This window comes from Candidatus Rhodoblastus alkanivorans (assembly GCF_022760755.1).
Lineage (GTDB): Bacteria > Pseudomonadota > Alphaproteobacteria > Rhizobiales > Beijerinckiaceae > Rhodoblastus > Rhodoblastus alkanivorans.
In genome coordinates this window covers 564,100-590,195 of sequence record NZ_JAIVFP010000001.1, presented here as the reverse complement: position 1 = coordinate 590,195, position 26,096 = coordinate 564,100, and the positions used below count along the sequence as shown (strand labels likewise).

Below are 26,096 nucleotides of genomic sequence, written 5' to 3'. Positions count from 1 at the left end.
AACCGGAATCGTTCGGCGACGACCGCGCATTACGCACGCTCACAGCTCCATGAGAACGACTTCGATGCGAGGCCCGCCGAGACCGTGCGAGAATTCCGCGGGACCGATCCTCCGGAATCCGTGCCGCCGATAGAAGCCTTCGGCGTTGAGCGTCGCCTCGACCCGGAGCGGACCGCAATGGCCGACGCGCGCCGTCTCAATCCCGACACGCAGCAGGCGTCCGCCCAGCCCGGAGCCGGCCTCCTGCGGCAGAACGAAGAGCCGCGTCAATTCGCCCGGCTCGGCGTCGACGAAGCCGACGACCGCGCCGTCTCGTTCGGCGATGGTCGTACGCCCGTTCGCGATCAGCGCCTCATAAAAGTCCGCCGTGCGCCCTCCCATCCAGCCGTCGATCTGCTCGGGCGAGTAATGGTCGTTCCCGAACGCGCGGATCGCCCAGACTGTGACTTCGAACGCCGCCTTTCCGTCGCCGGCCCGGGCGGGCCTAAATGTCCAGCGGCCGCTCACGTCGCGGGCTCGGCGTCGAACGCAGAAAGCTGGCGGCGATCGAACCCGCCGACGAGGAAACCGACTTCGACGACGCAGGCGTGCCGGTCGGCCAGCGCGGCGAGCTCGACACGCTGGATGTCGCTGGCCATGACGACGCCGAGCGGCGAGGGCAGGGCGCGGGTCGCGCAGGCGTCGCTGGCCGTGAAGGTGTACCAAAGCTCGCGCGATGCCCCCGCAACTGCTTGCCACTGGCAATGGTGACGCGCCCGGCATCATCAACTTTACAACAGACAACAGCGTGTCCGTTGAGGAACCGTCACGTTACGTCGGCACGCGTTTCGACGAACATCTGACTGCTTCGTCAAGCGCCGCATCAAGCGGAGGATCGATCCCAGCTGCATAAGCAATATCGTGTGGAACAGGAAAGTCCGGCTCCACGCCGGTGCCTTCGAGCGTGACCCCATCCACTGTGACGGACGCAACAGCGACGATCATGAGCGAGCCGTCGCTCAATAGGAACGGCCTGCCCATTGTCACCTCGCCAGCCGTTCGCGCCCCCACGGTTGCGACGCCCGCGCGCTGGAGGGCAAACGCGAGGACTTCGTTGCCGCTGCGCGTAGTCTCGTCAGTGATGAGGACGACAGGCTTTCGCCAATGCCGGTTGATCGTCTCGCGGCGCTCATGCGAGCCCAAAATGGTCAATTCTGGGGAACGGCCAACGAAGAACTCCGCGTATTCGGGCGAGGCCCCGCCAATGCCGCCTCGAAGGTCTAGCACAAGGGCATCGCAACCCTCGAAATTTCTTGTGAGGATTTTTACCAGTAGCCGCCAATATCGATCTCCGGCCAGGCTCCAGGGCCTAAAGTAGCCGATGGATTGCGCTCGCCAGGAGATTACGCTTGCGCTGCGACGTGATGCCCCGATGAGTAGCTCCCTCACCAGGGATATAGTTGGCGTTATCGACGCGCTCACCACCGGACCGCCTGCCTCCCGCCGATAGCCAACCGAGACCGGCTTGCCGACATGAGGGCGAAAGGACTCCACCGGCTGGTAGGGCAGACCATTGACCGATATCAGCTCATCGCCTGGCAGAAGTCCGGCGCGCTGCGCAAGCCCGCCCTGGGCCAGCGACAGAACGAATGTCTGACTTCCTTTCTTCAGCGTCGTGAGTTCGATCCCGGGGTAGCGCACGACGCCGTTCGGGAAGAGCGATCTAAGCTTCGCAGAGAGAGCAGCGGACGCGTAAGTGTGGAGAAGGTGATAATAATCGATCTCATGCGGCGTCAAACGGCGCGTATGGGAAAGGCCGATCTGCTTGAGAAGCTCATCAGCGTTCGTGTCACGGCGCGACTTGCAAGCCAGTAATAAATCCTTCGCCCGCCCTTTTGTTTTCCAGCTCTCCAGCAGGTCGCGATCGACAAAATGTCGGTCGAGCACGTCGAGGACTTCTTGACCGAGTCCGTCGTTGTCGTCCTGACTTCCCACACCGGATCCTCAGCGAAATTGGAGAGCGTCGGCCACAACCGTTTCGCGAGGAGCCTCGATGCCCGCCGTATGCGCGATCAGGCGCAGCAGGTTGTTGCGCCAATACCGCCCTTGCTCTTGGATCGCATGTACATCGCCTTCCAGATGCTTTTTGGGGCAACCGCCCCAGCAGATCGGCAGGAATGAGCATTTGGAACATGAGGGCGCACTTGTCGGATCAAATGCCTCCCACCAGCTCTGGTCGTTCCACGCCGCCGTCACGTGGCTGCGATCCTCGAGGGTTCCGACGGCGCGCTTGGTCTCGCCGGCTTGCAGTCCGCACCGATAGGTCAGTCCGTCGGCACCGACGACGAGAGAATTTGCAGCTAACGCGGCGCAAACCGACGTTTTCGGACGAGGAAAGCCGTCGGGTATTTCTGATTCCTCGATTCTGGCACCTGTACCGATCTCATTGCGAACTATCGCTCGCAAGGCGTCGAATTCGTCCAGAGAGAGTTCGTACTTACGCATGAAGTCCGAGGCTTCCGAATAGGACGCCAGCCGCGCCGGCTGGAAAACTGCAGGGAAAACTGCGTTGAACCAGCCGCGATCCTTGGCGAAACGAATAAAGGGAACGAGATCGCCCGAATTCGCCCGGTCAATATTGAACCTTAAGTCTACCCGGACGCAACGAACAAGCCTGTCAACGAGATTCACCGCTTCGGCAAAGGATGAATCGCACGCATTATCATGGTCTCGTCGGTACCGGCGGCGCTTGTCGTGATTGGTCTGCAGCCCGTCGAACGAGATCTGGACCTGGCGTATTCGATTGCGGGCTACGAACGCTTCGACGTCGCCTGGCCATAGAGTGCCATTGCTAATGATCGAAGCCACGTAGCTTACGCCCTCTCGTTCGCAGTACTCTTGAAGCTCGAGAGATGCGGCCTCGAGGAACTCCAAGTTCAGAAGCGGCTCGCCACCATACCAATCCACGTGCAGGGAGTGACGTCCGCTCCCGGTCACAAATCTTTTCGCTAAATCGACGATCGCCGCCACGTCGGTCGATTTCAGTGCGTGTCCTGAACGCTCCTCGTAACAATAATAGCACCCGAGATTGCAATCCATCGTCGTCGTTATGGTCAGGACAATTGGCGTCTCGCCGCGAGCGCGCCAATATCGTTCGCGAATGGCTTGCAGTTCGTTGAAGTAGTTTTGAATAAGGAAGCCGCCATTGCGAAGACGTTCTCCCAGTTCAGCAGAAAATTCCGTCCCGGAGAAGATTAAGCCCGGATTGACAAGCGCCTCCGCGAGCGCCTCGGCGTGTGGCCCATCGAGCCTGACAACAGAGCCGGTGGCGGCGTTGAAAAGTGCAACGCCGCCACGTTCACCTCGGACAGTAAAATTGTAGCGAGATGGTCTGTATGGCGACACGCTTCGCCCCTTTTTTCGATGTCAGATCTCGACGAGAGCCAGACAAGTGGTGGTGCCCCCGCAAAGGCGCGCCGCGATCTTGCCGGCTTCCTTGAGCTCGACGTCGACTATGGTCGTGGCGACGACTTCGAACCGCATTCCCGGTTTCAGCTTCACCGCGGGCTCCGCATCATCCGAGACAATGAGATGGGCCTTAGGCGTGGGCTTGTCAGGCTTTGAGTTTGGCATGCGACCTCCTCTTGTAGACACGTAAAGCGGTTTCAACGTTACTCACTCTTCGTGAGCTCGCCAGCGATTTTTCCCACGGGACAATCGCCGATTCGCTCACGATCTCTGGTTGCTTGCGTGTGAAACGGCACCGTGAGACCACCCCGGCTGGGCGCCATGCAAGCTTTTTGATACCGTTTCGCGGAGCCATGGGACGGTTTTGTGGTCGACCGGACGTCGATTCGGTAAATGGCGAAACCTACGCAGCTCGGCAATTTTCCGCCAAAGGTCCAGGCGACTACCGGAATATCATTGTTGGCGAAAGCTACTGCTTGCATGAGAGTATCTCCCTAAACCATTTATTTCGCGGGGCTTTCTCCACGGGAAGGAGTTGCCGCAATAATTGGTGATACAATAAAATTCTGTCTTTGATCGAAGTTTAGCAGGGTATCGTCGGCGCGGCATCTGCCGAAATCGTAAATTTCGATCAAATTAGCGTAACCTTGGGATTCAACGTCCAAGGGAGCCAGCGCCATGACGCGGAGCTTGCGGCGAAAGGCGTCTTGTTCGACTGGAGTCGAGCGCCAGCCCAAAGTGCCTCCCTTTGACGCCGTCATGGTCCGCCCGCGAATCACGACTGCACAGACGGGCGCCATGGTCGCGTGCTCAGTGGCGCTCTGCTGCTTCTGCAATTGTCTCCAATGGGTCAAACCCGGTCTGTTCGTGCATCCTCCGCGTTCCGCCGAAGGCTGCCGGCAGGGCGCCTATCGCGCCTGACGGGGACATGCCGAACGACGCATCACGCGCCGCCTTTCTCAAAGCGATAGACCGGAATGCCCAACTTTCGCGCCTTGTCGGCAAGATTGTCCTGAATCCCCGTGCCGGGGACGATGATGACGCCGATCGGCATCACATTCAGCATCTGATCGTTGCGCTTGAAGGGCGCCGCCTTGGCGTGTTTGGCCCAGTCGGGCTTGAAGGCGATCTGTTGCACTTTGCGATGGTCCGCCCAACGTGCGGCGATTTTCTCGGCGCCTTTCGTCGAGCCGCCATGCAGCAGCACCATGTCGGGATGTTTGGCGTGGACCTGATCCAGTTTCGCCCAGATCAGATTGTGATCGCCAGCCTCGCCGCCGGAGAAGGCGATTTTCGGACCGGCTGGGATGAGCACTTGCGTCTCGGCGCGTTTTTTCGCCGCGAGAAATTCGCGGCTGTCGATCATGGCAGAGGTGAGATTGCGATGATTGACCATGGAGCCGGCGCGAGGCCGCCAGCTTGAGCCCGTCTGCCGCTCGAAATGCTCCGCGGCCTGGTCGCGCATCAGTTCGAATGCGTCGCGGCGTTCGATCAAGGTCTGTCCTTCCGCCGTCAGGCGCTCCAGTTCGACCGATTTGACCTCGCTGCCATCCTGTTCCTTTTGTAACCGGCGTTGCGCCTGCTCGTTATCGTCGAGTTCGCGTTCGATCCGGCTGGAGGCGCGGTGGAACAGGTTGACTGTTGACCAGAGCAAATCGTCGAGATCCGGTTCGAGGCGCGTGTCGGAGAGCGTCGCGATCAGGGCGTCGAAAATGTCAGCTATGGCGCCGGCGACACGATTGCCCTCGGGGAGGGGCCGCGGATCAGGCTCGTCGGAAAAGGGGCGAAAGCCATAGAGCTGAAGCTCTTGCAGGACATGCTCCGTTGGAGAGGAATGATGCCGGGGTTCGAAAGCGTTGCGCTCGTTCATGGGATGCTCCGTCGGATTGGACCGCGCCCGTCGCGGCCTTCCTGGGCGCCGGAGCCGGCGGGCGGGCCGGACCTGCACCCGGAGCGACGCGCAGGGCCGCAGCGTCAGCGGAGGATGGCTAAGGCCGGCGATTTTGCTTCGCGATGCAAAGGCGCGCAGCGCCGGCAGAAAATCGTCGGTCGCAGCCATTGCCGGTCCGGACCGTTTGCCGGCCGATCGCCCCTCTGGAAGGCCCCGGGCGCGGCTCTTTCCGACGGCTGCGCCACAACCGAAGCGCCGACGCTCCGAGGTCTCGTGTTCCTCCCATTTCCGGCTATGCCGCAAGGCTCATGAAGCGCGCGACGTCCTCCGGCATGAGCTGCACCCGCACATGCGCCCGAAGCGCGACAATGCCAAAGGCGACCAGATCGTCATTGAAGTCGCCGAGCGTCGGCGTCAACGCGACCGCCTCGATTCCGGCCTGGTTCGCGCGTCGCATCAACTGCTCGCGCGCCCCGTCGCCAGCTGGATCCTTATCGCAGGCGATATAGAGACGGCGTACGGAAGGTGGGAACAGGATGGCGGCGAGATGGGCAGCGGAGAGCGCCGCCGCCATCGGCATATGCGGCAGGGCGGATTTCAGGGAGAGCATGGTTTCGATGCCTTCGCCCACCGCCATGATTTCGGACGGACGACCGAAACGCACCGCGTGGCCGAGCAGGTCGCCCATCGCTTTGCGCTGCGTGCCGATCGGCGCCTTGCCCGAGCCGTCAGGCGAAAGCCAGGTGCGCTGCGCGCCGGTGACCGCCCCGGCAAGATCGGTGACGGCGGCGATCATGGCTGGCCATGTCTGCGTCGGGCCATGGTCCTCCGGTCGATAATAGCAGTGTGGATGGAAACGCAGATTGGCCAAATCGCGGGCGACAGCTATCCGGCGTTGGCGCAAATAGGCCTCAGCGATGGTGCCGGCGATCGGCTGGGACATCGCCCATAACCGCCGCGCGGCTTCGGTTGAACCTGATCGCGCTTTGTCGCCTCTTGGCGCAAGCTTAAATTGCTCCACGTGCGGCAAACCAAGGAAGCGCCGTGCTTCCTCGGCGATATCGTCGAACCCGGTCAGGCCGCACACTTCGCGAATGACATCGAGCAGATCGCCATTTTCTCCCGTGGCGGCGTCGAGCCATTTTCCGGCGCGGCCTTTTCGCGTTTCCCTGAGCCGCACGAACATCGAGCGGCCCGGAGTGTTGCGTGCGTCGCCGACCAGCCAATAATTGCCCTGGCGGCGGCCGTTGCTGAGATAATGTCGGCATACCGTCTCGGCGTTCTGACCGAGGCGACATGCAAGATCGGAAGCTTCGCGGCGCGACATCACGCCGCCTCACGTTCGCAGACCCGTTCGATCGGATAGGTCTCGAGCAGCTTGCCGAGCACCGCGACGCCATTGGCGTCCGCCGGCACGAAAAACCGCAGCTTCCACGAGATGATCTCGCTGAACAGGCCATAGGCCCGCAGCCGCTCGCGCATGGCCTCGCCAAAGCCGGCCAATTCGATGCGGTACGCGCCCATGACGCGCGAGCGGCGAAGCTGAAGCCCTTCGGCAAGATCAAGACTCGCCGCGCCTTCCAGCAACACGGCATGCGCTTCCTCGGGGCTCAACGTCGCCATGCCGGTCGCCGCTGCATTGGCGGCCCAGGCCGCCGAAACGCGACGGCCGATGATCCTTTCGCCTTCATCGGTCTGGAGCCGATAGACGCGGGTCGATTCGTCTGGAAGTCGCTTCCACACCGGCAACAAAAGGCCCGCGACGATGTGCAGGGTGTTTTCGGAAAATTCCGGCAGCTGCGCCAATTCGGCGTTCCAGGCGGCGGCGAAAACGTCGCGCTCGGCTTCGCGCCAATGGCTGTCGCCCATCATTTTCAACGAGGCGTGATGCTGCTCCATCGGCCGGATCAGGCGCACGCGGCGCTCGATCTCGCCATCGTCGAGCATGATCGACGGCGCCGGCGTTTGAACGGCGGCGCGGCCCGAGCGCTCATTGACCAGCAATGTCCCGTGGCCATCGCGCAGGAGGGCCAGGGCGTCATCGAGCGCGACCGGGCGGTTGCGGCGTTTTTCGGCAATCGTCAGCAGACTGGTTTCGGCGCCGCTCGACGGATGGGTGTAGATGGCGCGCCGGTCCGAGACGACAAAACTCTCGGCTGTGAGAGTTTCCAATCCGAGATCATAGACGCCGGAGGCGACGGCGCCGGCGATCTTGGCGTCGAGCAATTGTTCGAAGGCGGTGAACAGTACGCCTTGCAACTCGATGGTGAGGGCCAGCAAGCGATTGAGGAAAGTGGTGATCGGCGGCAGATCGTCCTTCACGCCATTTGCGTCCACGAGCTTCAGGCCGGTCGCCTCCTCGAACCGCTCCAGCGAGCACCCTTCGATCTTGCCGCGCGCCAGCAGCAAATAGAGCTGCCGCAGGGCGTCGCGGGCATAGACGCTTTCGAGATTGTCTTCGGGACGGAACAAGCCCTGGCCGCCAGTCTGGCGCTGGCCGCGGGTGATGGCGCCCAATGTGTCGAGCCGCCGGGCGATGGTGCTCAAGAAGCGCTTTTCCGCCTTCACATCGGTCGCAATCGGACGGAATAGCGGCGGCTGCTTCTGATTGGTGCGGTTGGTGCGGCCGAGCCCCTGAATCGCCGCATCCGCCTTCCAGCCGGGCTCCAGCAGATAATGGACGCGCAGCCGCTGATTCCTGGCCGACAGTTCCGCGTGATAACTGCGTCCGGTCCCGCCCGCATCGGAAAACACCAGGATGCGTTTCTTGTCGTCCATGAATGCGGCGGTCTCCGCGAGATTGGCCGAACCTGCCCGATTTTCGACCGCCAGCCGATCGCCGCCCGCCGAGGACTTGCGGATGATGCGGCGTGAGCGGCCGGTCACTTCGGCGACCACATCCACGCCAAAGCGCTGCACGATCTGGTCGAGCGCGCCGGGAACCGGCGGCAACCCGGCCAGATGTTCGATCAGATTGTCGCGGCGGCGGACCGCCTCGCGGCTTTCGACCGGCTGGCCGTCGCGGTAAACCGGGCGCGACGACAGATTGCCCTCGCCATCGGTGAACGGCTCGTAGAGCTGAACCGGGAAGGAATGCGCGAGATAGTCGAGGACATATTCCCTTGGCGTAATATCGACGCGAACGTCGTTCCATTCCTCCGTGGGGATTTCGGCCAGGCGGCGCTCCATCAGCGCCTCGCCGGTCGAGACGATTTGCACCACGGCGGCATGGCCCTGTTGGATATCCCGCTCGATGGACGATACGAGCGTCGGCGTCTTCATGCTGGTGAGCAAATGGCCGAAAAAGCGCTGCTTGGCGCTCTCAAAGGCCGAGCGCGCCGCGGATTCGGCCTGCCGGTTCAATGTCCCTTCCGAGCCGGTGATGTTGGCAGCCTTCATCGCGGCGTCGAGATTGTTGTGGATGATGGCGAAGGCCCCGGCATAGGCGTCATAAATGCGGCGCTGCTCGTCGGTGAGCTTGTGCTCGAGGAGTTCATATTCCACGCGGTCATAGGACAGCGACCGCGCGGTATAGAGGCCGAGCGCCCTCAAGTCGCGAGCCAGAACTTCCATGGCGGCGACGCCGCCATCCTCGATCGCGCTGACGAATTCCGCGCGGGTGGCGAAAGGAAAATCCTCGCCGCCCCAGAGTCCGAGCCTCTGGGCATAGGCGAGATTATGAACCGTGGTGGCGCCGGTCGCCGAAACATAGACCACACGGGCGTTGGGCAGGGCGTGCTGAAGGCGCATTCCGGCGCGTCCCTGCTGCGAGGCGGCGACCTCGCCACGCTCGCTCTTTCCCCCGCCAGCATTTTGCATGGCGTGGCTCTCGTCGAAAATGATCACGCCGTCGAATTCGGCGCCAAGCCATTCGACGATCTGTTTGACCCGCGAGATTTTGTCGCCCCGATCGTCCGAGCGCAGGGTCGCGTAAGTCGTGAACAGAATCCCTTCCGCCAGCGCGATCTTCTTGCCTTGCGGGAAGCGCGACAGCGGCGTGACCAGCAGGCGCTCCATGCCGAGCGCCGACCAGTCGCGCTGGGCATCCTCGATCAGCTTGTCGGATTTGCTGATCCACAACGCCTTGCGGCGGCCCCGCAGCCAATTGTCGAGAAGGATGCCGGCGGACTGGCGGCCCTTGCCGGCGCCGGTGCCGTCGCCGAGCATGAAACCACGCCGAAAGCGCACCGCGCCCTCGGCGGCTTCGGGCGCGGCTTTGACGACATCGAAGGTCTCGTCCACCGTCCAGGCGCCGGCGAGAAACTCGCTATGGGCTTCGCCGGCATATATGACGGTTTCGAGCTGGGCGTCGGACAGCAAACCATCGTTGACGATGTTTTGTGGCAGTCTGGGCCTGTAGCTCGGTTTGGGCGGCGCGACGCTGGCCATGGCCGCCGACTGCACCAGCCGGGTCGGATGGGGCAGGGCGCCGGGAATGCGGATCGACTGTAATCCATAATCTTCGTAGATGGCCTCGGTCAGACACCCGCCTTCCAGCGGCGTCCAGTCCACGGCGTCATAGGCGAGATCGACAGCTTCCGGCTCTGCGAGCGTCGGCCGGCGCGGCAGGGCGGTTTTTCGGCTCGGTCGCCCGGAGCTTGCTATTATGGCGCGGGGCAGGGGGCTGATTGCCGCCGAAACCGGAGGCGGACAGACTGGCAGACGCGGAGGAACATGCCGCTCGATCCAGCCGAGCAAGGTGGCGACGTCGGGCGCAATTCCGATCGAGGCAGGGAACAGTTTGGGGTCGTCGGCCGGGCGCTTGTCAAAGACCGTGAGCCGCGTCGCGAAATTCGTACCGTGCCGGGAATAGACCGCGCCATCGACGGCGGCGGTGAAGACCATGGCGCTGTGTTCCTGCAAGCCAACAAAAGCCTCGCGCCAGGCCGGCGTCTCGGGAGAAAGATTGGCGCCGGTGATGGTCACCAGGCGGCCGCCGGGCGCCAAACGGTTCAACGCCGAGGCGATATGGCGAAGGGCGGCGTCGGCCACACGTCCCTCCACATGCGCCATGACCGAGAAGGGCGGATTCATCAGCACGACGGTCGGCGCGACGCTGGCGTCGAGATGATCGTCGATCTGCGCGGCGTCAAAGCGACTGACGGGCGCGGTCGGGAAGAGGACCGAGAGCAGATCAGCGCGCGTCTCCGCCCATTCGTTGAGGATGAGCCTGCCGCCGGCGATTTCGGCAAGCACCGCAAGAAGGCCCGTACCGGCGGACGGCTCCAGCACGACATCCGTCGGCATGATGGCGGCGGCAGTGAGCGCCGCAAGGCCCAGCGGCGCCGGCGTAGAAAACTGCTGAAGCGCCTGGCTCTGTTCGGAGCGCCGCGTATGGCTTGGCAAGAGCCCGACGATTTTGGTCAGTCCGGCAAGACGCGCCGCCGGCGAAGCATTCTTGCGAAACAGCGCCCGGCCATATTTACGCAGGAAAAGCACACTTGCCGCCTCGCAGGCTTCATAAGCGTCTTTCCAGTTCCAGGCGCCTGACGAATCCGATGCAGCGAAAGCCAGCTCCATCGCCTCGCGCAAAATGGCGGCGTCGATGCGTTGGCCACGTTCGAGATTGGAAAGCAGCGCCTGCCCGACGGAGAAAATCGCGGCGGCGTTGGAAACGGGCATGACCGGCGTGGCGATCACAGGCGACAAAATGTTCATGGGAAGAGACCTTGGAGAGCGGCAAGGTAAAAGCCCGGCTGGCGCTCTCTCTCGAACCGCCCGGACTCATCCCCTTTCGGCGGCCCTCTTCCTCTCAACAGGCGGACATAAAAAAAGCGCCCGACATGGCGCCGGGCGCTTTAATTCCATGAGAATCAAGACGAGGACTCAAGCGGCGGATCGTAAGCCTCATAGGGATTGCCATCCGCGAGATGACCAAAGGGGGTGAAGAGGAAGTCTGATCCCTCCCGTCCAACCGCGCAGATAACGTAGCGCGTCTCGCCGGTCAGGGCGTCGGCGCATTCCATCAATGCGAGATCGCCATTTTCCGCAGCGCGCAGCAGCGTCTGAAAATTGGCCTGTGCGTGATCGGGGATGCTCATGGCTTGTCTCCCGCGTCGGCGATCGTCTGAGCCATCCAACCTTCGGTGTCGATCCAGGCGATTGTCTCGCCGGTGGCGAGATCGAGTACATGCGCGCCGCCGCCAAAGCCATCGAGTCTCGGCTTCGAGCACATGTTTGAATATTGAAAACCCCAATGGCCGGACAGGCTGAATTCCGAGGCGCAGATTTTGACGAAGCGGATCACCGATTCCGGATCGCCGGCGCCTTCGTCGCGAATCCAGAGCTGGTTGCCGGAGTCCTGCGACGGAACCGAAACGAAAAACCCATTGCTGAACTTCGCCTCCATTGCGCCATCAGCGCAATCGGCCTCGTAAAGTTCGAGAGCGCGCGCCGCATTTTCTGGCGCGCCGACATCAAGCAGGCATGAAAATTGGGTGAAATAATCGGCCATCACAGGCTCCTGCGAAAAGAAAGCCCGGCGCGAAGCCGGGCTGGGGATGGGGGCGAAAGTGGGGAGGGCTTAAAGCCCAAACTCCCAGGACGGCCAAGCTGACCGTCATCGGCGGCGGCGGCCGCTTCCACGAGATAGGCCGCGTCGCCAGCGATCGCGGTCGGGTTGCGAACAGGCGTTTCATCGATGACTGTCACCCGCGCGACAAGCCCGTCCTCGACCTCGACATGAACAGGCACGAAATATTGAAAAACCACACGCCGAACACGCCGGGAATCAGGCGAAGAGTTTTGCTGCGACATCAGACTGCTCCTTGAATAAAGGCGGAGAGCTTTGTCGCTCTCCGCCCGCGCCCTTCACTCGGCGGCGAGTACGCCACTTTGGTCGTCTTCGGCTTCGGAGACTTCATCGTCATCGCCGCCGTCGGCGAGGAATGCGGGCAGCGCATCTTCGCCTTGGTCAGCTCCGGCAGAGGTTTCCTCAAGCGGCTCGCCATCAGGAGAGTCCAGGCGCAACGGCTCGGGCAGCCAGTTGCAATCCGCTAGCAGCCGCTCGGCTTCCTTGGCCATGTCGCCCTTTTTGAGATGCTCGAGCAGTTGCGCCGCCCTGTCGCCGGCTCCCTCGCGCACCGCTTCGAGTATCCGCGCCTTGGTGACGCGTCCGAGGTAATTGCCGACCGTCGGCCGCCAGCCGGCCTCCACCATGTCGAGGCCTGTCGCCCGCGCCAGGCGATCGGCTTGGCGCAGGCGGCTTTTCAGGCCGTGCTCGGTGACGCCCGAGGCCCCATAGGGATTGGGTCTCTCGTAAAGCGCATTGACGCCATAGCTCACACAATGAGCGAGCAGCGCCATGCGGCTCCCCTCGTCCAGCGCCGCCAGCCAATCCCACAGCCGGTCGTCATCGGCGGGAATATGGTCGCCCCAGCTTTCGCGCCGCTCGTCAATGGATTTCGCCGACGGACAGTCCTTCAGCTCCTCCGTCTGCGCCGGAAAGAAGACGTGCCGGACGCTCGCCTCCAGACATCCCGGGCCAGCCGGGCGCAGAAAATTGTCCGACACCAGTTTGTGCAGCAAGGCCGTCATGGCGATATGCGGATTGTTGGCGACGGCGTCGCGAAGCGCCAAAGTGCGGTGCGCGGTCAATTCGGTGACGAGACGGTCAGGCAGGGGCTTGATGCCCTCGTCCTCCTCTTCCTCCGGCTGCGCAAGCTCGCCGCCAAGGGTGATGACCGCGCGTTGAAGCGCCGGAGATTCCTCCGGATCAGCGGTCGCAGCTTGGCATTCGGGCGCGTCCTCGCCTTCGGTCGTGACGGGCGGTTCATCCACTGGGCGGACATAACCGCGATCGACGGAGAGCGCGCCATCCGCGGCGATGCTGACGAAGGCGCCGGCGTGTGCGATTTCGACAGAGTCGTAATGAAGCGGGCGCTTTTCAAGATTCTCGAGCGCGGTCTCGATTTCGCCGAGACGCCGGTCGATCTCTTCCGGCAGTTCCTCGGCCGCCTCATATTCGCTTTCGAGCTTGTCCCGTTCAGCCTGGAGCGCCTCCATCGCCGTCCGTTCGTCCTCGGTCAGCTCGGTCGCCACGCCCAAAAGCTCCCGCAGGCCATAGGTGACGCCATAAGGAAGGCTGACCGCAACCTCGATCCATTTCCAGCCCTCGGCAGCGATCTCCTCGGCGGCGGCCTTGAGCTTGTCCGCCGCCAAACGGTCGAGCAAGGCGACGTCCTGCAGCCAGCCGCCATCGTCGGACTGGAACAGATCGCGCAAGACAACGCCGCCAGCGGCTTCATAGGCTTCGACGCCGACAAACAGAGCGCGCTTGTCGGAGGCGCGCACCGTGGTTTCCGTCAGAATGCGACGGATTTGATAAGGCTCCTTCTGCCAACCGTTCCGGATCGCCTCCCAAACCTGTTCCTGGCGGGCGTGATCCTGCGAGACGGTGAAGGCCATCAGCTGCTCCAGCGTCATGCCGTCATCGGCGTAAATTTCGAGCAGCGCGGGCGACACGGAAGCAAGCCGCAGGCGCTGTTTCACGACATTGACGCCAACGAAGAAGGCGGCGGCGATGGCCTCCTCGCTCATGCCTTTCTCGCGCATCGCCTGAAAGGCGCGATACTGGTCAAGCGGATGCAAAGGCGCGCGCTCGATATTCTCCGCGAGCGACACTTCCTCGATCAGGATCCCGTCATTCGCTTCCGACACGATGCAGGGCACCGGCGCGGTCTTGTTGAGCCGTTTCTGTTTCACCAGCAGCTCCAGAGCCCGATAACGCCGTCCGCCCGCCGGCACCTCGAACATTCCGGTTTCCTCGCCCTCGGCGTCGAGCACGGCGCGGACGTGCAGGCTCTGGATCAGACCGCGTCGGGCGATGGATTCCGCCAGTTCCTCAATCGACAGGCCAGCCTTCAACCGGCGGACGTTCGCCTGGCTCAAAACCAGCTTGTTGAAGGGGATGTCGCGCGCGGACGCGAGGGTGATTTTCTGGACGGCAGTCGCCATGGTCTTTACTCCGCGACGGGCGCCGAGAGCCTCTCTCTCCTGCCAAAACCCGTCACGACGCGAAGCGCCGCCCTCTTCCTCGAAAGGGCGACGCAAAGGGCTCGGGTCGAGCAGGTGAGGGCGGAGCGGACCGGAAGCGCGCGCAACTGCGTTACCGATCCATGTTGTTCAAGCCGCGCGGTCGAGCAGCTTTTTCGCCTTGGCCTCCATGTCCAGGCGGGCGTCCTGATGCGGCTTGTCCCGGGCGACCGCGGTGATGCCCTGGACGAAATCGAAAATGCTCTCGGGCGGTCGGCCTTCTTCCGCCAATACCGCGTCGATGATCTTGCCGGTTTCGGCTTTCGAGAACCCGCGCTTCCGCAAGAATTCGCTGCGATCCTCGTCATTGCGCGCAACGATTTTTTCGCGCGCCGCCTTCACGCCGTTAATAAAGGGCATGGGCGAAGAATTCGCGAAATTCAGAAGGGCAGGGGCCGCCTCATGGGCAAAGCGCGAGGCGGCGTATTTGGAGTGGCGGATGGTGATTTCCTCGAAATCCTCAACGCCCCATAGGTTCCTGTTCTGGCAGACCGCCCGGAGGTAAAAGCTCGCGATGCCCAAGGTTTTCGCGCCGACTTCGGAATTCCAGCAATAAAAGCCCCGGAAGAAAATATCGGGCGAACCGTCGGGCAGGCGGCCTGCCTCGATCGGATTCAGATCGTCGACCAGAAATAGGAAGACGTCGCGGTCGCTCGCATAAAGCGTGGTCGTATCCTTGGTGATGTCGACGCGCGGATTATAGACCCCGGTCGACCAATCGAGCACGCCCGGCACTTTCCAGCGCGTGTCGCCCGTGCCGTCGCCAGCAATGCGTTGCACGGCTTCGACGAGTTCATGGTCAAAGATACGGCCATAATCCGGGCCGGTGACCGCGCGCAGCTCGACGCGGCCGTCTTCGGTTTCCAGCGTCTTGACCTGCTCGGGGCGGTGTTGGGTCAAGCCATATTGCAGATTGATGCCCGCCAGCGCCGCTGGAAGCTGGCGAAGATAGGCGGCCGGGGCGCCCACCAGGCTCGCAAGCTGCCCGAAACTCCAATGGGTTGGCGCAACAGGGCTTTTGGCGCCCGGCAAGGACAGCGACAGCCTTTCCGGATTGTCGCGACTGGCTTCGACCTGAATCAGCGCGCTCTCGACGACGCGGGAGCGGCTGCGCTCCGCGCGACCGGCGACCGCGCGCGCCAACTCGGAAAGCGACAGATAGCGCTCGTCGTCCGGCCGCGAAAACCACTCCGACGAGACGCGCCCGATCCTTTCGCCCCGGCTCACATCCACCTTATAGCCGCCAGCCGCATCCCGCCGGGCGTCCAGAACCTCAACCTGGGTCATGATGAAAATCTCCGAGACGGGCGCAAGAGACCTCTCTCTCGCCACTCAACCCGTCAGTGCGCCAAGCGCAGCCCTCTTACTCTCTGAACTGATGGGAGAGCGCCGGGTTCGACACTTAACTCGGCCAATTCCCCGACCGAAATGCCGCACTGAATCCGGCGTAAGTTCGACTGGCTGAGAACGAGCTTGTTGAAGGGAATGTCCCGGGCGCTGCCCAGGACGATTTTCTGGAAGGCGGACGCGAATGCCTTTTCTTGGCGGAGGACCCGGCCGGAAGCCAAACTCGTGACCTCCCGACCCGTCGCGAAGCCCTTAGCCCCTCTCTCCGGCGTGTTGCGGCCTTGCACAGCAATAGAGCCTTCACCTTTCGGCCGTAGGATTCCAAAGCTCGGGCGCGTGGGGACGCAACACGCCCGAGCGGGGGGCTTTGGTGAGGAACACAGGACAGCAAGAATCGCTGGAAGACGACGCGATCGACGCTCATCGCGCCTATTTGCAAGCGCTGCTCGCGTGGGAGCGCACGACGCACGAAGCCTCCTGTCCGATCTGCGGCTCAAAGACCATGTCCGTCGAGGCCCACAAAAGCGCCATTGTCGCCGCAGAGGCGCACAAGGAGGCTTGCCGCGTGCGGTTTCGCGACCTCGTCGACCAGTTGGGATACGTGCCGCGACGAGACGATCTCGCCCTGCCGGACGAGCGGTATTCCCCGGCTTGCGGTTCGCGCGCGAACTGACGCGTGCGCCGGCGCCGCAGCATCAGAATTTCGCCACGCGCCCTCCCAATATTCGACTGATGAAACGGTGGAATTGGCGGAGACGGTCCATCGCCGCCACGACTGGAGCGCCTCAGGCGACTCGAGGATCGGTGGCGTCGGTCTCGGGCTCATTCACAGCTGTTGGCAGAAGGCCAAAGAGGTAGTCGGCGGCCTTGCTCGCCTGCGAGGCGGCGCGGAGGATGGCGCGATTGCCCGCGCGCATGCCTGCCACGGCAGGCCAGCCTGCCCAGCGATCCCTTGGCCGATCTCGCTAGTCGCGCGACCGATCGTCACCGGAGGCGGCGACCCGCATGGGGCTCCGTGGAGCCGCGCAGCCGGCGGAATAGAGCGGGGCCGGTCTCGGACGCGCCCCTTGAAATGCCCTCTTTATGGTGGCATATTGCCACGATGGAGAAACGTCGGCCGACTTACGATCTCGAGGCCATCAAGCTCGCGATCGGTTCGGTCGAGACGCTGGCGATGACGACAACGGCTTTACGAGATGCGACGGCGCTCGGCTTCGATCGCGGCGGTATCGTCGAGACGATCGGCGGGATCGAGCGGTCGATGTTCTTCAAATCGATGACGACCTTCGCCGATCACCGCGTCTGGCAGGACGTCTATCACGTGCCGGCCCGCGGACTGACGCTCTACGTCAAGTTCCAGGCGGACGTGATCACCGAATTCACGGTGATGTCGTTCAAGGAGAAATGACCATGGCCTCGCAAGAGAAGGTTCTTCCCGACACGATGGCCTCGCCCGAGACCGGCGAAACGCTGACGCGCGACGTCCGGCCTTTCGTTGTGGCCTACAAGGGCGAGACGATCACCGTCGATCTGCCGGGCTATTATCCTGCCGGGGAGGGCGACGGCGTCCACGTCGGCAAGGACATGAGCGTGGTCGACGAGGCGGTGCGCGCCCTAAAGGAAAAAGTCGAAGGCGTGCCATCGCCGGCGACGATCCGGCGGGTGCGCGCAAAACTGAAGCTGTCGCAGCGCGAGGCCGGCGCGCTTCTCAAGGTCGGCGAGAACGCCTTCGACAAATACGAGCGCGGCCTCGTCGAGCCGAGCGGCCCGACGAGCCAGCTGATCAAGATTCTCGACCGGCACCCCGAGATCGCCGACGAGCTGCGATAGGCGCGTGCCAGGACCAGAGAGACGCCCGCCGGCGGGACCGGTCCCCGGGCGCGCCCCTTGTTCTCCGGGCGGGCGGCAGAAACTGACGAACTTGACGAAACTGACAACAATGACCATATTGCTGGCCGGAGGCCTGTCCATGACAGTCACGAAAAGCAAGAGCGGTCGCTCCACCAAGCAGGGATCGAAGCGAGGCGCGTCACTGACCATTGGGTTGGCGACGAGCGGGCCTGCGCCGCGGTTCACCCCGACTTCCGGTAAAATTTCGCTCGCTCCCGACCTGATGAAAGGTATCGTCGCGCGCAAGGGCGCCGCAAAGGGCGTGCTGTCGGGCTTCGGCCGCGCGGTGCTGCAAGCCGAACGCTCCGGCAAGCCCGTCCGGATGACCGTGGTGGTCGAGCCAGAGGCCATTTCGCCACGGATCGCCGTCGAGGAAATGAGCGCGCCAGCAGGCAACGCGCTCGACACGGCTCTGGCGGCGGCCAGGACGCGCGGCGCCGCGCGCGCGGCGGACATACTGAACGGCGAGGACATGCTGACCGCCGACGCCTTCGCGGAGGAGATCGGCGCGACGCGCGAGACGGTTCACAAGAAGCGCCGGCGACACGAAGTGCTCGGGCTGGAAGGGCCGAAGCGCGGCATTCGCTTCCCGAAATGGCAGGTGAGCCGGTCGGGCGAGCTGCTGCCGGGCTTGCCGCTGCTGTTTCGCAGTCTCGGTGATCACCCTTGGGCGGTCTATCGGTTCTTGCTGCAGGAACACGCTGAACTCGGCGGCGGCACGGCGCTCGAAGCGCTGCGGCGCGGCCGCGTCGAGGACGTGATCGCGGTGGCAGGCTCGATCGGCGCCGGCGCGTTCGCCTGATGCCGCTGTCAGGCATGCTGCCGCCGAAGGAATTCGCGTCGCGACCGCTGGCGCTCGCCGATATCGCAGCAGGCACGGTCTGGCGGCGGCTTTATCAAACCCGTTTCATCGATCCACTCGGCTACGGCTTGGGGCCGAGCCGTTTCAGCGACCCGGAAACAAGTTTCCTTCCACCCGCACGTTTTGGCGTCGTCTATCTTGGCAGCAGCGTGAAGGTTTGCTTTCTGGAGGCGATTCTGCGCGATCGTGGCGTCGGACGGATCCGCGCCTTTCCAATCGAATGGGCCGAGCTCGAAATGTGGACCTGCGGCGAGCTGCGGATTGATACGGCGTTGAGGGTCGTCGACCTTAGAGGCGACGGTCTCGTGCGGATGGGAATCCCGACCGATGTGGCGCGCGCGAGCTCGCAGGATCTCGGGCGCGCCTGGTCGCGGGCGTTCTGGTCGCATGACGCCAAGCCGGACGGGATTATCTACGACTCGCGGCTGAACGGCGAGACCAACCTCGGCCTCTATGATAGGGCGCTGACCAAGGTCAGCGCGACCGCGACGCCGCGGCTCGTCGACTGCCGGGCCGAGCTCGCCAGCATCATCAACGACTTCGATCTCGCGATCGTCTGACACTTCTATGACGAGCGCGATCGGGAGCCGCTGAGGCTCCCGAGGAACCCGCCGTCAACGCGTCCACGGGTCGTATTCAAAAAGTATCATTGCGGGATCGCCGTCGAATTCGTCGGAGGGCAGGACGCCGTAGCCGCCGTCGGATTTAAAGAGCGTGACACAGACCATCAGCGTCTTGGCGAGGCTCCAGGCGTGGGTCTGAGCGAGGGTGAGATTCTGCGACAATGTTCCGGCTCCCGTCTTGGGCGGGGCCAACCCCGCTCGACAGGCGCCCGAAGCGTCCGGATCGTGGGCGCGATCACCTCGCAGGCGGAGCCGCAGAGGCCGCATGCGCGCATAGCGGACCCCTTGCGGGTTGATCGTGAAGGCCGCGGCCGCGACCAAGGAGTGCGCTGAGACAGAGCGGGTTGGCGCCGCGCGAAGCGAGAGAAGGTGACGCCGAACATGCCAGAGCCAACACACGAGACCGAGCCCTGACCGCTTACGCTCACATCCTGTTCAAGCGGAAGCCGTTGACGCACTAACGGCTTGAAAGTTTGCTGCGAATGGCGGGCAGATCTGACAAGCTGAAGCGCGAAATCCGCCGCCAACACAGGCGACACGCCGGCAATGGTCATTTGTTTCCATAGGAAACCGGCGCGAATTTTTGAAACTCCCGCACGCCAAATGGCCATTGCAGGAGACGCACATGCTCACCGTTGTTGACAGAGGAAATATCGACCGACACCGCGACCTCCTGGATCGCGCCTTTCGCTTTCGCCATGACATTTTCGTTGACGAGAAGGGCTGGGACGACCTTCGCAAAGCCGACGGATTCGAGCGCGATCAATTCGACGACGAACACGCCGTCCATCATATTTTGCTGCGCAACGACGAGATCGTCGGATACCAGCGCCTGCTTCCCACGACGCGGCCGCATCTTCTGACCAGTGTGCTCAGCGATCTGTGCCGCACGAAGCCGCCGCGCGGCCCGCGCATCGCGGAATGGACGCAGTTCTGCGTCGCGCCGGGCCATCGCGAGTCTCGGCCGCGGTCGAACGGCGTGTTCCTCGCACTCGCCCAAGGCGTGGTCGAATGGGGGATGGCCCACAATGTCGACACCGTCACCGCGGCGATCGACTGGCGCCTGATGGTCATCGCCATGCAGCTCCGCTTCTTCGTTCGCCCGCTCGGATTTCCGAAGAAGCTCGGTCGCGATGAAATCGTCGCCCTGCGGATGTCTTTCAATCGCGAGACGCTTGCCACGATTCATGAGGCGCGAGGTTCGAACGACCCAGTGCTCCGATCTTCGCCCGCGCTTTCGTCAGCGGCATGACGCGTCATCAACGAAATGAAAGGAGCATCCGCGGTGATCAGGAAAGCCGACACGAAAAAAGTGGCGAATGAGTTGCGCGCGCGTTACCAACCAACCCGCGCGGTAGTGTTGGTGAGCCGATTATTGCAAAAGGCTTTATTCGCCGGGCGCTCGGACGAGGTAGTCTTTTGGGCGCTCGTCCATGCGCACTACCGGGGAGGGGATCTTTCTGATCGCTCCAATCGGCAGCTTGCGGCGTTCTCGGACTTTATTTTGCCTGACCCGTCGGAGTTTAACGGAGGGTGATCGCGCGGAGAGGGGCCAATGGATTGATCTAACGCCGAGGTGTGGCCGTCGCCGAGTTGCCGCCGGCTCGTGACCCTAGGGAAAGATTCGCCGATGGAACCGCTACCAACTGAAATGGGCGGATTCCGGTCTAAGAACCCGACTCGAATTTCAATTCTGACTGGCTTTTGCCCTCGCCAGCCTTCGCATGAGAAGGAAAGCCAGGGCCAATTGCAGCCACGCGAGGGCGGATTCGATGGTCGCCTCGAAGTCTTTTGACAGACGGCGCGCGCGATTGATCCAACCGAGCGTCCTTTCGACGACCCAGCGTTTCGGCAGCACCGTAAATCCTTTCACCTCTTTATCGGTTCGCTTGACGACGGTGATGGAAATACGGCTCGCCTCGAAGGCTGCGCGCTGGGCTTCATCCCCCTGATAACCCCCGTCGACGAAGGACATTTTCACCCACGGGCTTTTGCGATGCACGGCTTTCAGCAACGGCGCGAGAGCGTCGCGGTCCTGCACGTCGGCGGTCGTGATCTGGCATTCGATGGGCAGACCGATCGTGTCGACGGCGAGATGGCGCTTGCGCCCCTTGACCTTCTTGCCCGCATCGAAACCACGGGGGCCGCCGGCTTCCGTCGTCTTGACAGATTGGCTGTCGACGACGACAGCCGTCGGCGCGGCCTCACGGCTTTCCGCTTCGCGGGCGTCCATCACGAGAACGCTGATGATTTGCGCCCACACGCCGCTGTCGCGCCACGCGTAGAAGCGGTTCTGCACGGTCGTGAACGGCGGAAAATCCTTCGGCAGATATCGCCATGGGCAGCCGCAGCGGATCAAATAAAACAAGGCGTTGAGAATGATCTGGGCATCTGTCGGCTTGCGTCCGCGCCGTTTGGGCGGCGGCAACAGCGGCGAAATCAGCGCCAGTTCGGCCTCCGACATATCGCTTGAATAGCGCGCCCGAATGACTTCATACTTCGCGCGATCGGCCTCGCTCCACGGCATCGCGAATCTCCCAAAGTTGTTGCAAACCAAGGGAATCAAGGGTCGCGAGGCCGGTCAACCAATTTCAGGTCAGGCTCTAAGTCCGAAGGACGGGTCTAGGCAGGAGAGTTGCCGAAGCCAAGAGGGCAAGTTTGCGCCATTTGCCGTCGTTCAACTTTGGACCTGCCATCCCGCCTCTTCTATGAAAACAGACATTCCCTTTGGCTCGTAAAGTTCAGTCGACGTCGAACCGAACCTCGGACGTCAGCCGTTGCTGCCGACGATAGCGACCGGCGGCGCACCATTGAGCAGGGTTTCGATCAGGACTCGGCTGCGCCGGCCCGGCGATAGGGTCTGTAGGTCGGCGTCCAGCGCCTGGCCAGGATGCGCGCTTCGATCGTGTCGATCGGAACGTTCGGGGCCAGTCCCTCCTTGTGGGCTTGGAGAGCCACGGCGAGCGCCACTGTCACAGCGACGTCGCGCAGCGCCGAGACCGGCGGCAGCAGATTATGCTTTGGGTTATCGCGTGCGGGCGAGATGCCCGCCAGCGCCTTGGCTGCGGCCATGAACATGCCGTCGCTGATCCGACTGGCGCCGACAGCCAGCGCGCCCAGGCCGATTCCGGGAAAGATATAGGAGTTGTTAGTCTGGTCGATCTTGATGCGCGCGCCGTCGCGCGTGAGCGGCGGGAACGGGCTGCCGACGCCGATCAGCGCCCGGCCCTCGGTCCAGGTTTCGATGTCCTGGGGCGTCGCCTCCGCGCGCGACGTTGGATTGGACAGCGGGAAGATCACCGGCCTTTTGTTGAACTCGGCCATGGCGCGCACCACCGATTCTGAAAAGCCGCCTGCCTGACCGGAGACGCCGATCAACGCGGTCGGCTTCGCGTTGCGCACAACATCGAGCAAATCGATCTTGTCGGGATGGCCGAGCTTCCAATCGGCGACCGCCTGCTTCGCCTGGACGAAGGGTAGCTGGAACGAGGCGAGGCCGGCCATGCGCTCGACCAGCAGGCCGTCGCGATCGACCATGAAAAAGCGCCGCCCCGCCTCCTCGTCGCTGAGGCCGGCGTCGCGCATGGCGGCGCGGATCAGGCTGGCGATGCCGCAGCCGGCCGAGCCCGCGCCCAGCACCGCGACGCGTTGCTCCGTCAGCGGCACGCCGGTGACATTGATCGCCGCCAGCAAGGCGCCGGTCGCGACCGCAGCCGTACCCTGCACGTCGTCATTGAAGGTGCAGAGCCGATCGCGGTAGCGCTCGAGCATCCGCGTCGCATTGCTCTTGGCGAAATCCTCCCATTGCAGCAGGACATTGGGCCAGCGCGCCGTAACCGCCGAGACGAAGGCCTCGATGAAATCATCATAGTCCTGACCGCGCACGCGCTCATGGCGCCATCCGATATAGAGCGGATCGGCGAGGCGATCCGGATTGTCGGTGCCGACATCGAGCAGGATGGGCAGAGTGGTTGCCGGATTCAACCCGCCGCAGCCGGTGTAGAGCGCCAGCTTGCCGATCGGGATGTCCATGCCGCCGGCGCCCTGATCGCCCAGCCCAAGGATGCGCTCGCCATCGGTCACCACGATCGCCTCCACCCGGTCGAAGTGGGGCTGCGCCAGGATCCTGTCGATCCGGTCTTTGTACGGCAGACTGAGGAACAGCCCGCGCGGCTTGTGGAAGAGATGGCTGAACTGCTGGCAGCCGGCGTCGACCGTGGGCGTGTAGACGATCGGCAGCAGTTCTTCGAGATTGCCGACCAGCAGCGCGTAAAACAGGGTCTCGTTGGCGTCCTGAATTTCGCTGAGAAAGGCGTAGCGTTCGAGATCGGTCTCGAAGGCGCGCAGCGCCTGAAGGCTGCGCGAGACTTGCTCATGCAGAGTCAGGACATTCGGCGGCAACAGCCCGTGCAAATTGAAGGCGTCGCGCTCGGCCTCGGAAAAGGCCGCACCCTTGTTGAGCTGACTATCGGCCAGCAGGTCATAGCCGCTCAACGCCGTCGTGATGAAATCGGACGCTGCCTCGGTCATGGGCGACTCCCCGTTGAATGGCGCGCTTTTCTCACCGGCCGAACGCGAAAGTCACTCGGTCGGCTGGTCGGTGCTTTTCAACGGCGGACCGAGGAATTCGACGCGCCACTTGGCGCCAAAGGCGTTGAGCAGCGCCTGATCCGGGATCCCGTTCCGCATCGTCCCCGCCAATTCCGTGAAAAAGGCTTCGGCGTCGAGCGCCGGCGCCATCAGAATATATTGGCGGGCGGGTTTGTCCGTCACATTGACGAAGCCATGTTCGGCGCCGCCGGGAAGGCTGACCACGTCGCCGGCCTCGGCGTAGAAGCGCCGTCCGTCCATCTCGTAAAGATAGCGTCCTTCGAGGACGCGGAAAATTTCCGCCTCACGGTGGCGATGGCGCGGCGGGCCGGCGCCGGGCGCGTTGATCGTCTCGATGAAACAGAATTCGCCGCCGCTGGCGGATGGCGGCATGCGGACGAAAAGATCGAGCCCGATGGCGGGGATCTTGATCGGCGCTTCCGCGCCAAGGGAATGCAGGAAGGAAATGCTCATTGCGACGACCTTTCTCTTGAATTTGCGACCATGACCTCCAGAAATGTGTCCGCGCCATAATGCAGCGTGTTGCGCGAATAATAGGGCGGAACCTGCATGTCGAACTGCGCGTGGCCATGGCTTGGATCGCTGCGCAGCAGATCGGTGCGACTGCCAATGTCGAGCCGCAAACGCTCGCCCGGCTGCAGCACGACGGGCTGCGGCGTCAGGCTGAAGCGCAGCGTGACGGGAACGCCCGGCGTCAGCGGTTCCGGCATATCGATGTCGAGCGCGATCTCGGTCGCGGTGGAGCGCTCCGCATCGATGCGGCGACAGGCCGGACGGATCGACCCGATGGAGAGGATTTCGTAGGTCCCGTCGCGCGCGACGCGCCCGGTGCGAGCGATGACATGGGAATCGATCTCGTTGCAGCTGAAGGAAAGACTCACTGTCACGGGGCCGGTCAGCTCGATTTCCGTCTCGACGGGCATATCGAAGCTCAGGATCTGGTTGGCGACGTCGTCAAATCCCGGCGTGAGGATCGCGCCGAGGGGCGTGGCCGCCCAGCGGTTTGTGCCCTCGCCCGGGGCACGGCCCAGCCGATGCATGACGGCGTCGGCGCCCTGCGACGCCGGATAAAGACGCAGGGGGGCGCTGCCGGGAAGCGGCCAGTCCGCCGCCGCGCGGTAGTCCTTGACGCCGGCGGCCCAGTACCGCACGCGCTGCTGGCCCCCATAGCCGTTGTCGGCGCCGTAGACGAAGTGATCGAAAAAGGCGAGCGCCTCCAGCTGCCAATGATAGGCCGGCAGCTCAAACTCCGCCGGGCCGATGATCAGCCATTTGCGGTCGGGCGGCGTGCTGGCGTTGGCGAACAGGTCATAAGCGCCGAACTGATGCAGGTTCAGATAGCCGGCGTTCTGCACAACGACGAAAGGCGCCTCGATGGCGTCCAGAGCGCCGGACGGGCCTGCCGAGAGGGGAAAACTCGCCCGGGTCTTGCCGTCGAGCGTCAGGGCGGCGAAGATTTCGCGCGTCTGCAGCACCGGTTGCAGTCGCTCGAACCCCTTCATGATCCGCGTCATGCGCTTTTGCAGCTTTGGCCACCACAGCTTTTTCAGCGGCGAATTGGCGATGTGGCTCACCAGGGCGCGGACGAGCGGGGGCACATGCAGCTTGAACTGCATCGGATTGAAATTCGCGCCCATCCAGAGCGCGAAGAAATCCGGTTGCGGCGCGCCGCCGAACATGCCGATGTGGCGGAAGTAATCGGTGCAGGTCTCGATGGCGAAGAAGGCTTTTAGCGCGGGCGGACGCAGTCGAGCGACCTGAAGCTGGGTCAGGCCGTAATAGGAAGTGCCGAACAGCACGACCTGTCCGTCGCACCAGGGCTGCTGCGCGGCCCACTGAATGACTTTCGCATAATCTTCGGCGTCGACTTCATTGAGGAAGACCGCGTCTTCGCCGCCGGACCGCCCCATGCCGCGCCGCGTCACCACGATATGGACGTAACCGCGATCGGTGAAGACGGGCGGGCTGCCGATCTCATTATTGCCTGCCGGGATCCCGGCCGTGTGCAGCTCTTTGGAATAGGCCGCGAAGGCGACAACCGCCGGAAAACGACCAGGGGTCTTGGGCAGATAGACATCGGCGGCCAATGCAATCGACGGCGCGACCTCGATCAATTCGTCCGCCAGGATGCTGCAACCGAGGCCCGAGCGCGCGGCCGGTCCCGGCGTCCAGCCGGCGAGCTGCGGACCGGACAGCCCACCTTTCAGCGGGATCAGATTGGCCCAGAAGCCCGGCTTGCTTTTCGTGGCTTTCATCTCACATTCCTTCCGAAATCGAAGGCGTTCAGGAGAGCGGGGACGCTGCCGCGACTAGACTCCGCCGGCTTCAAATCCCCAGATTGCCCTTAACATTCTTGAAAAACATCATCTGCGTCGCACAGGCGTCGACGAGC

At 63.2% G+C, this 26,096-nt stretch carries 26 protein-coding genes; 7 read left to right on the top strand and 19 right to left on the bottom strand.

The genetic code is table 11. The features are described from left to right. Positions 1-39: 39 nt before the first annotated feature. The 14 genes from K2U94_RS02755 to K2U94_RS02695 form a co-directional block, all read right to left on the bottom strand. Positions 40-507, bottom strand: a complete 468-nt coding sequence (locus K2U94_RS02755) for a GNAT family N-acetyltransferase (protein WP_243065746.1) — start codon at positions 505-507, stop codon at positions 40-42. Further along, positions 504-638 (bottom strand): hypothetical protein, encoded by a 135-nt coding sequence (locus K2U94_RS20480; RefSeq protein ID WP_272884835.1) that lies wholly within the window; start codon positions 636-638, stop codon positions 504-506. The genes K2U94_RS02755 and K2U94_RS20480 overlap by 4 nt, the downstream gene beginning before the upstream one ends. Positions 639-810: 172 nt before the next feature. Then, positions 811-1,974, bottom strand: coding sequence for a S41 family peptidase (locus K2U94_RS02750; protein ID WP_243065745.1), 1,164 nt, complete (start codon positions 1,972-1,974; stop codon positions 811-813). 9 nt (positions 1,975-1,983) lie between these two features. Continuing rightward, on the bottom strand, positions 1,984-3,384 hold the full coding sequence (locus K2U94_RS02745; protein WP_243065744.1) for a radical SAM/SPASM domain-containing protein: 1,401 nt from the start codon (positions 3,382-3,384) through the stop codon (positions 1,984-1,986). Between the two features lie 21 nt (positions 3,385-3,405). Next, a complete protein-coding gene (locus tag K2U94_RS02740) occupies positions 3,406-3,612 on the bottom strand; it encodes a hypothetical protein (RefSeq protein WP_243065743.1) in 207 nt (68 codons plus the stop codon). A 338-nt stretch (positions 3,613-3,950) separates the two neighbouring features. Next, positions 3,951-4,283, bottom strand: a complete 333-nt coding sequence (locus K2U94_RS02735; RefSeq protein ID WP_243065742.1) for a hypothetical protein — start codon at positions 4,281-4,283, stop codon at positions 3,951-3,953. Positions 4,284-4,390: 107 nt separating this feature from the next. After that, complete coding sequence (locus tag K2U94_RS02730) at positions 4,391-5,317, bottom strand: DUF2493 domain-containing protein (protein WP_243065741.1); 927 nt, start codon at positions 5,315-5,317, stop codon at positions 4,391-4,393. A 313-nt stretch (positions 5,318-5,630) separates the two neighbouring features. Further along, positions 5,631-6,665: a DUF7146 domain-containing protein gene (locus K2U94_RS02725; RefSeq protein WP_243065740.1), complete on the bottom strand. Its 1,035-nt coding sequence runs from the start codon at positions 6,663-6,665 to the stop codon at positions 5,631-5,633. After that, positions 6,665-10,996, bottom strand: a complete 4,332-nt coding sequence (locus K2U94_RS02720) for a strawberry notch family protein (RefSeq protein ID WP_243065739.1) — start codon at positions 10,994-10,996, stop codon at positions 6,665-6,667. Before K2U94_RS02720 ends, K2U94_RS02725 begins: the two co-directional genes overlap by 1 nt. Positions 10,997-11,151: 155 nt before the next feature. Beyond that, entirely contained in the window at positions 11,152-11,379 is a 228-nt protein-coding gene (locus K2U94_RS02715; protein WP_243065738.1) for a DUF6117 family protein, read from the bottom strand. Continuing rightward, positions 11,376-11,792, bottom strand: a complete 417-nt coding sequence (locus tag K2U94_RS02710; protein WP_243065737.1) for a hypothetical protein — start codon at positions 11,790-11,792, stop codon at positions 11,376-11,378. The genes K2U94_RS02715 and K2U94_RS02710 overlap by 4 nt, the downstream gene beginning before the upstream one ends. Next, positions 11,792-12,094, bottom strand: a complete 303-nt coding sequence (locus tag K2U94_RS02705; RefSeq protein WP_243065736.1) for a hypothetical protein — start codon at positions 12,092-12,094, stop codon at positions 11,792-11,794. Before K2U94_RS02705 ends, K2U94_RS02710 begins: the two co-directional genes overlap by 1 nt. 54 nt (positions 12,095-12,148) lie before the next feature. After that, on the bottom strand, positions 12,149-14,293 hold the full coding sequence (locus tag K2U94_RS02700; protein ID WP_243065735.1) for a ParB/RepB/Spo0J family partition protein: 2,145 nt from the start codon (positions 14,291-14,293) through the stop codon (positions 12,149-12,151). A 168-nt stretch (positions 14,294-14,461) separates the two neighbouring features. Beyond that, entirely contained in the window at positions 14,462-15,658 is a 1,197-nt protein-coding gene (locus K2U94_RS02695) for a DUF932 domain-containing protein (RefSeq protein WP_243065734.1), read from the bottom strand. Positions 15,659-16,088: 430 nt separating this feature from the next. Between K2U94_RS02695 and K2U94_RS02690 the strand changes: the two genes are divergently transcribed. From K2U94_RS02690 to K2U94_RS02665, 5 genes are all read left to right on the top strand, one after another. Further along, positions 16,089-16,391 carry a transcriptional repressor TraM gene (locus K2U94_RS02690; protein WP_243065733.1) on the top strand — a complete coding sequence of 101 codons (303 nt, stop codon included), beginning with the start codon at positions 16,089-16,091 and terminating at the stop codon, positions 16,389-16,391. Positions 16,392-16,820: 429 nt separating this feature from the next. After that, positions 16,821-17,126, top strand: a complete 306-nt coding sequence (locus tag K2U94_RS02680) for a type II toxin-antitoxin system MqsR family toxin (protein ID WP_243065732.1) — start codon at positions 16,821-16,823, stop codon at positions 17,124-17,126. Between the two features lie 2 nt (positions 17,127-17,128). After that, positions 17,129-17,548, top strand: a complete 420-nt coding sequence (locus K2U94_RS02675; RefSeq protein ID WP_243065731.1) for a type II toxin-antitoxin system MqsA family antitoxin — start codon at positions 17,129-17,131, stop codon at positions 17,546-17,548. 109 nt (positions 17,549-17,657) lie between these two features. Further along, entirely contained in the window at positions 17,658-18,410 is a 753-nt protein-coding gene (locus K2U94_RS02670; protein WP_243065730.1) for a hypothetical protein, read from the top strand. A 14-nt stretch (positions 18,411-18,424) separates the two neighbouring features. Continuing rightward, positions 18,425-19,030, top strand: coding sequence for an RES family NAD+ phosphorylase (locus tag K2U94_RS02665; RefSeq protein WP_243065729.1), 606 nt, complete (start codon positions 18,425-18,427; stop codon positions 19,028-19,030). A gap of 54 nt (positions 19,031-19,084) precedes the next feature. Here the strand turns inward: K2U94_RS02665 and K2U94_RS02660 are convergent, their stop codons facing one another. Then, entirely contained in the window at positions 19,085-19,255 is a 171-nt protein-coding gene (locus K2U94_RS02660; RefSeq protein WP_243065728.1) for a hypothetical protein, read from the bottom strand. A gap of 463 nt (positions 19,256-19,718) precedes the next feature. Between K2U94_RS02660 and K2U94_RS02655 the strand changes: the two genes are divergently transcribed. Next, a complete protein-coding gene (locus tag K2U94_RS02655; RefSeq protein WP_243065727.1) occupies positions 19,719-20,345 on the top strand; it encodes an acyl-homoserine-lactone synthase in 627 nt (208 codons plus the stop codon). A 33-nt stretch (positions 20,346-20,378) separates the two neighbouring features. Continuing rightward, positions 20,379-20,630 carry a hypothetical protein gene (locus K2U94_RS02650; RefSeq protein ID WP_243065726.1) on the top strand — a complete coding sequence of 84 codons (252 nt, stop codon included), beginning with the start codon at positions 20,379-20,381 and terminating at the stop codon, positions 20,628-20,630. A 150-nt stretch (positions 20,631-20,780) separates the two neighbouring features. On the opposite strand, the gene K2U94_RS02645 is transcribed toward K2U94_RS02650, so the two are convergent. The 4 genes from K2U94_RS02645 to K2U94_RS02630 form a co-directional block, all read right to left on the bottom strand. After that, positions 20,781-21,620 carry an IS5 family transposase gene (locus K2U94_RS02645; RefSeq protein ID WP_243065725.1) on the bottom strand — a complete coding sequence of 280 codons (840 nt, stop codon included), beginning with the start codon at positions 21,618-21,620 and terminating at the stop codon, positions 20,781-20,783. Between the two features lie 299 nt (positions 21,621-21,919). Beyond that, positions 21,920-23,623: an NAD-dependent malic enzyme gene (locus K2U94_RS02640; RefSeq protein ID WP_243065724.1), complete on the bottom strand. Its 1,704-nt coding sequence runs from the start codon at positions 23,621-23,623 to the stop codon at positions 21,920-21,922. A gap of 51 nt (positions 23,624-23,674) precedes the next feature. Beyond that, positions 23,675-24,157, bottom strand: a complete 483-nt coding sequence (locus tag K2U94_RS02635; RefSeq protein ID WP_243065723.1) for a cupin domain-containing protein — start codon at positions 24,155-24,157, stop codon at positions 23,675-23,677. Beyond that, positions 24,154-25,959 carry a CocE/NonD family hydrolase gene (locus K2U94_RS02630; RefSeq protein WP_243065722.1) on the bottom strand — a complete coding sequence of 602 codons (1,806 nt, stop codon included), beginning with the start codon at positions 25,957-25,959 and terminating at the stop codon, positions 24,154-24,156. Before K2U94_RS02630 ends, K2U94_RS02635 begins: the two co-directional genes overlap by 4 nt. Positions 25,960-26,096 lie beyond the last annotated feature (137 nt).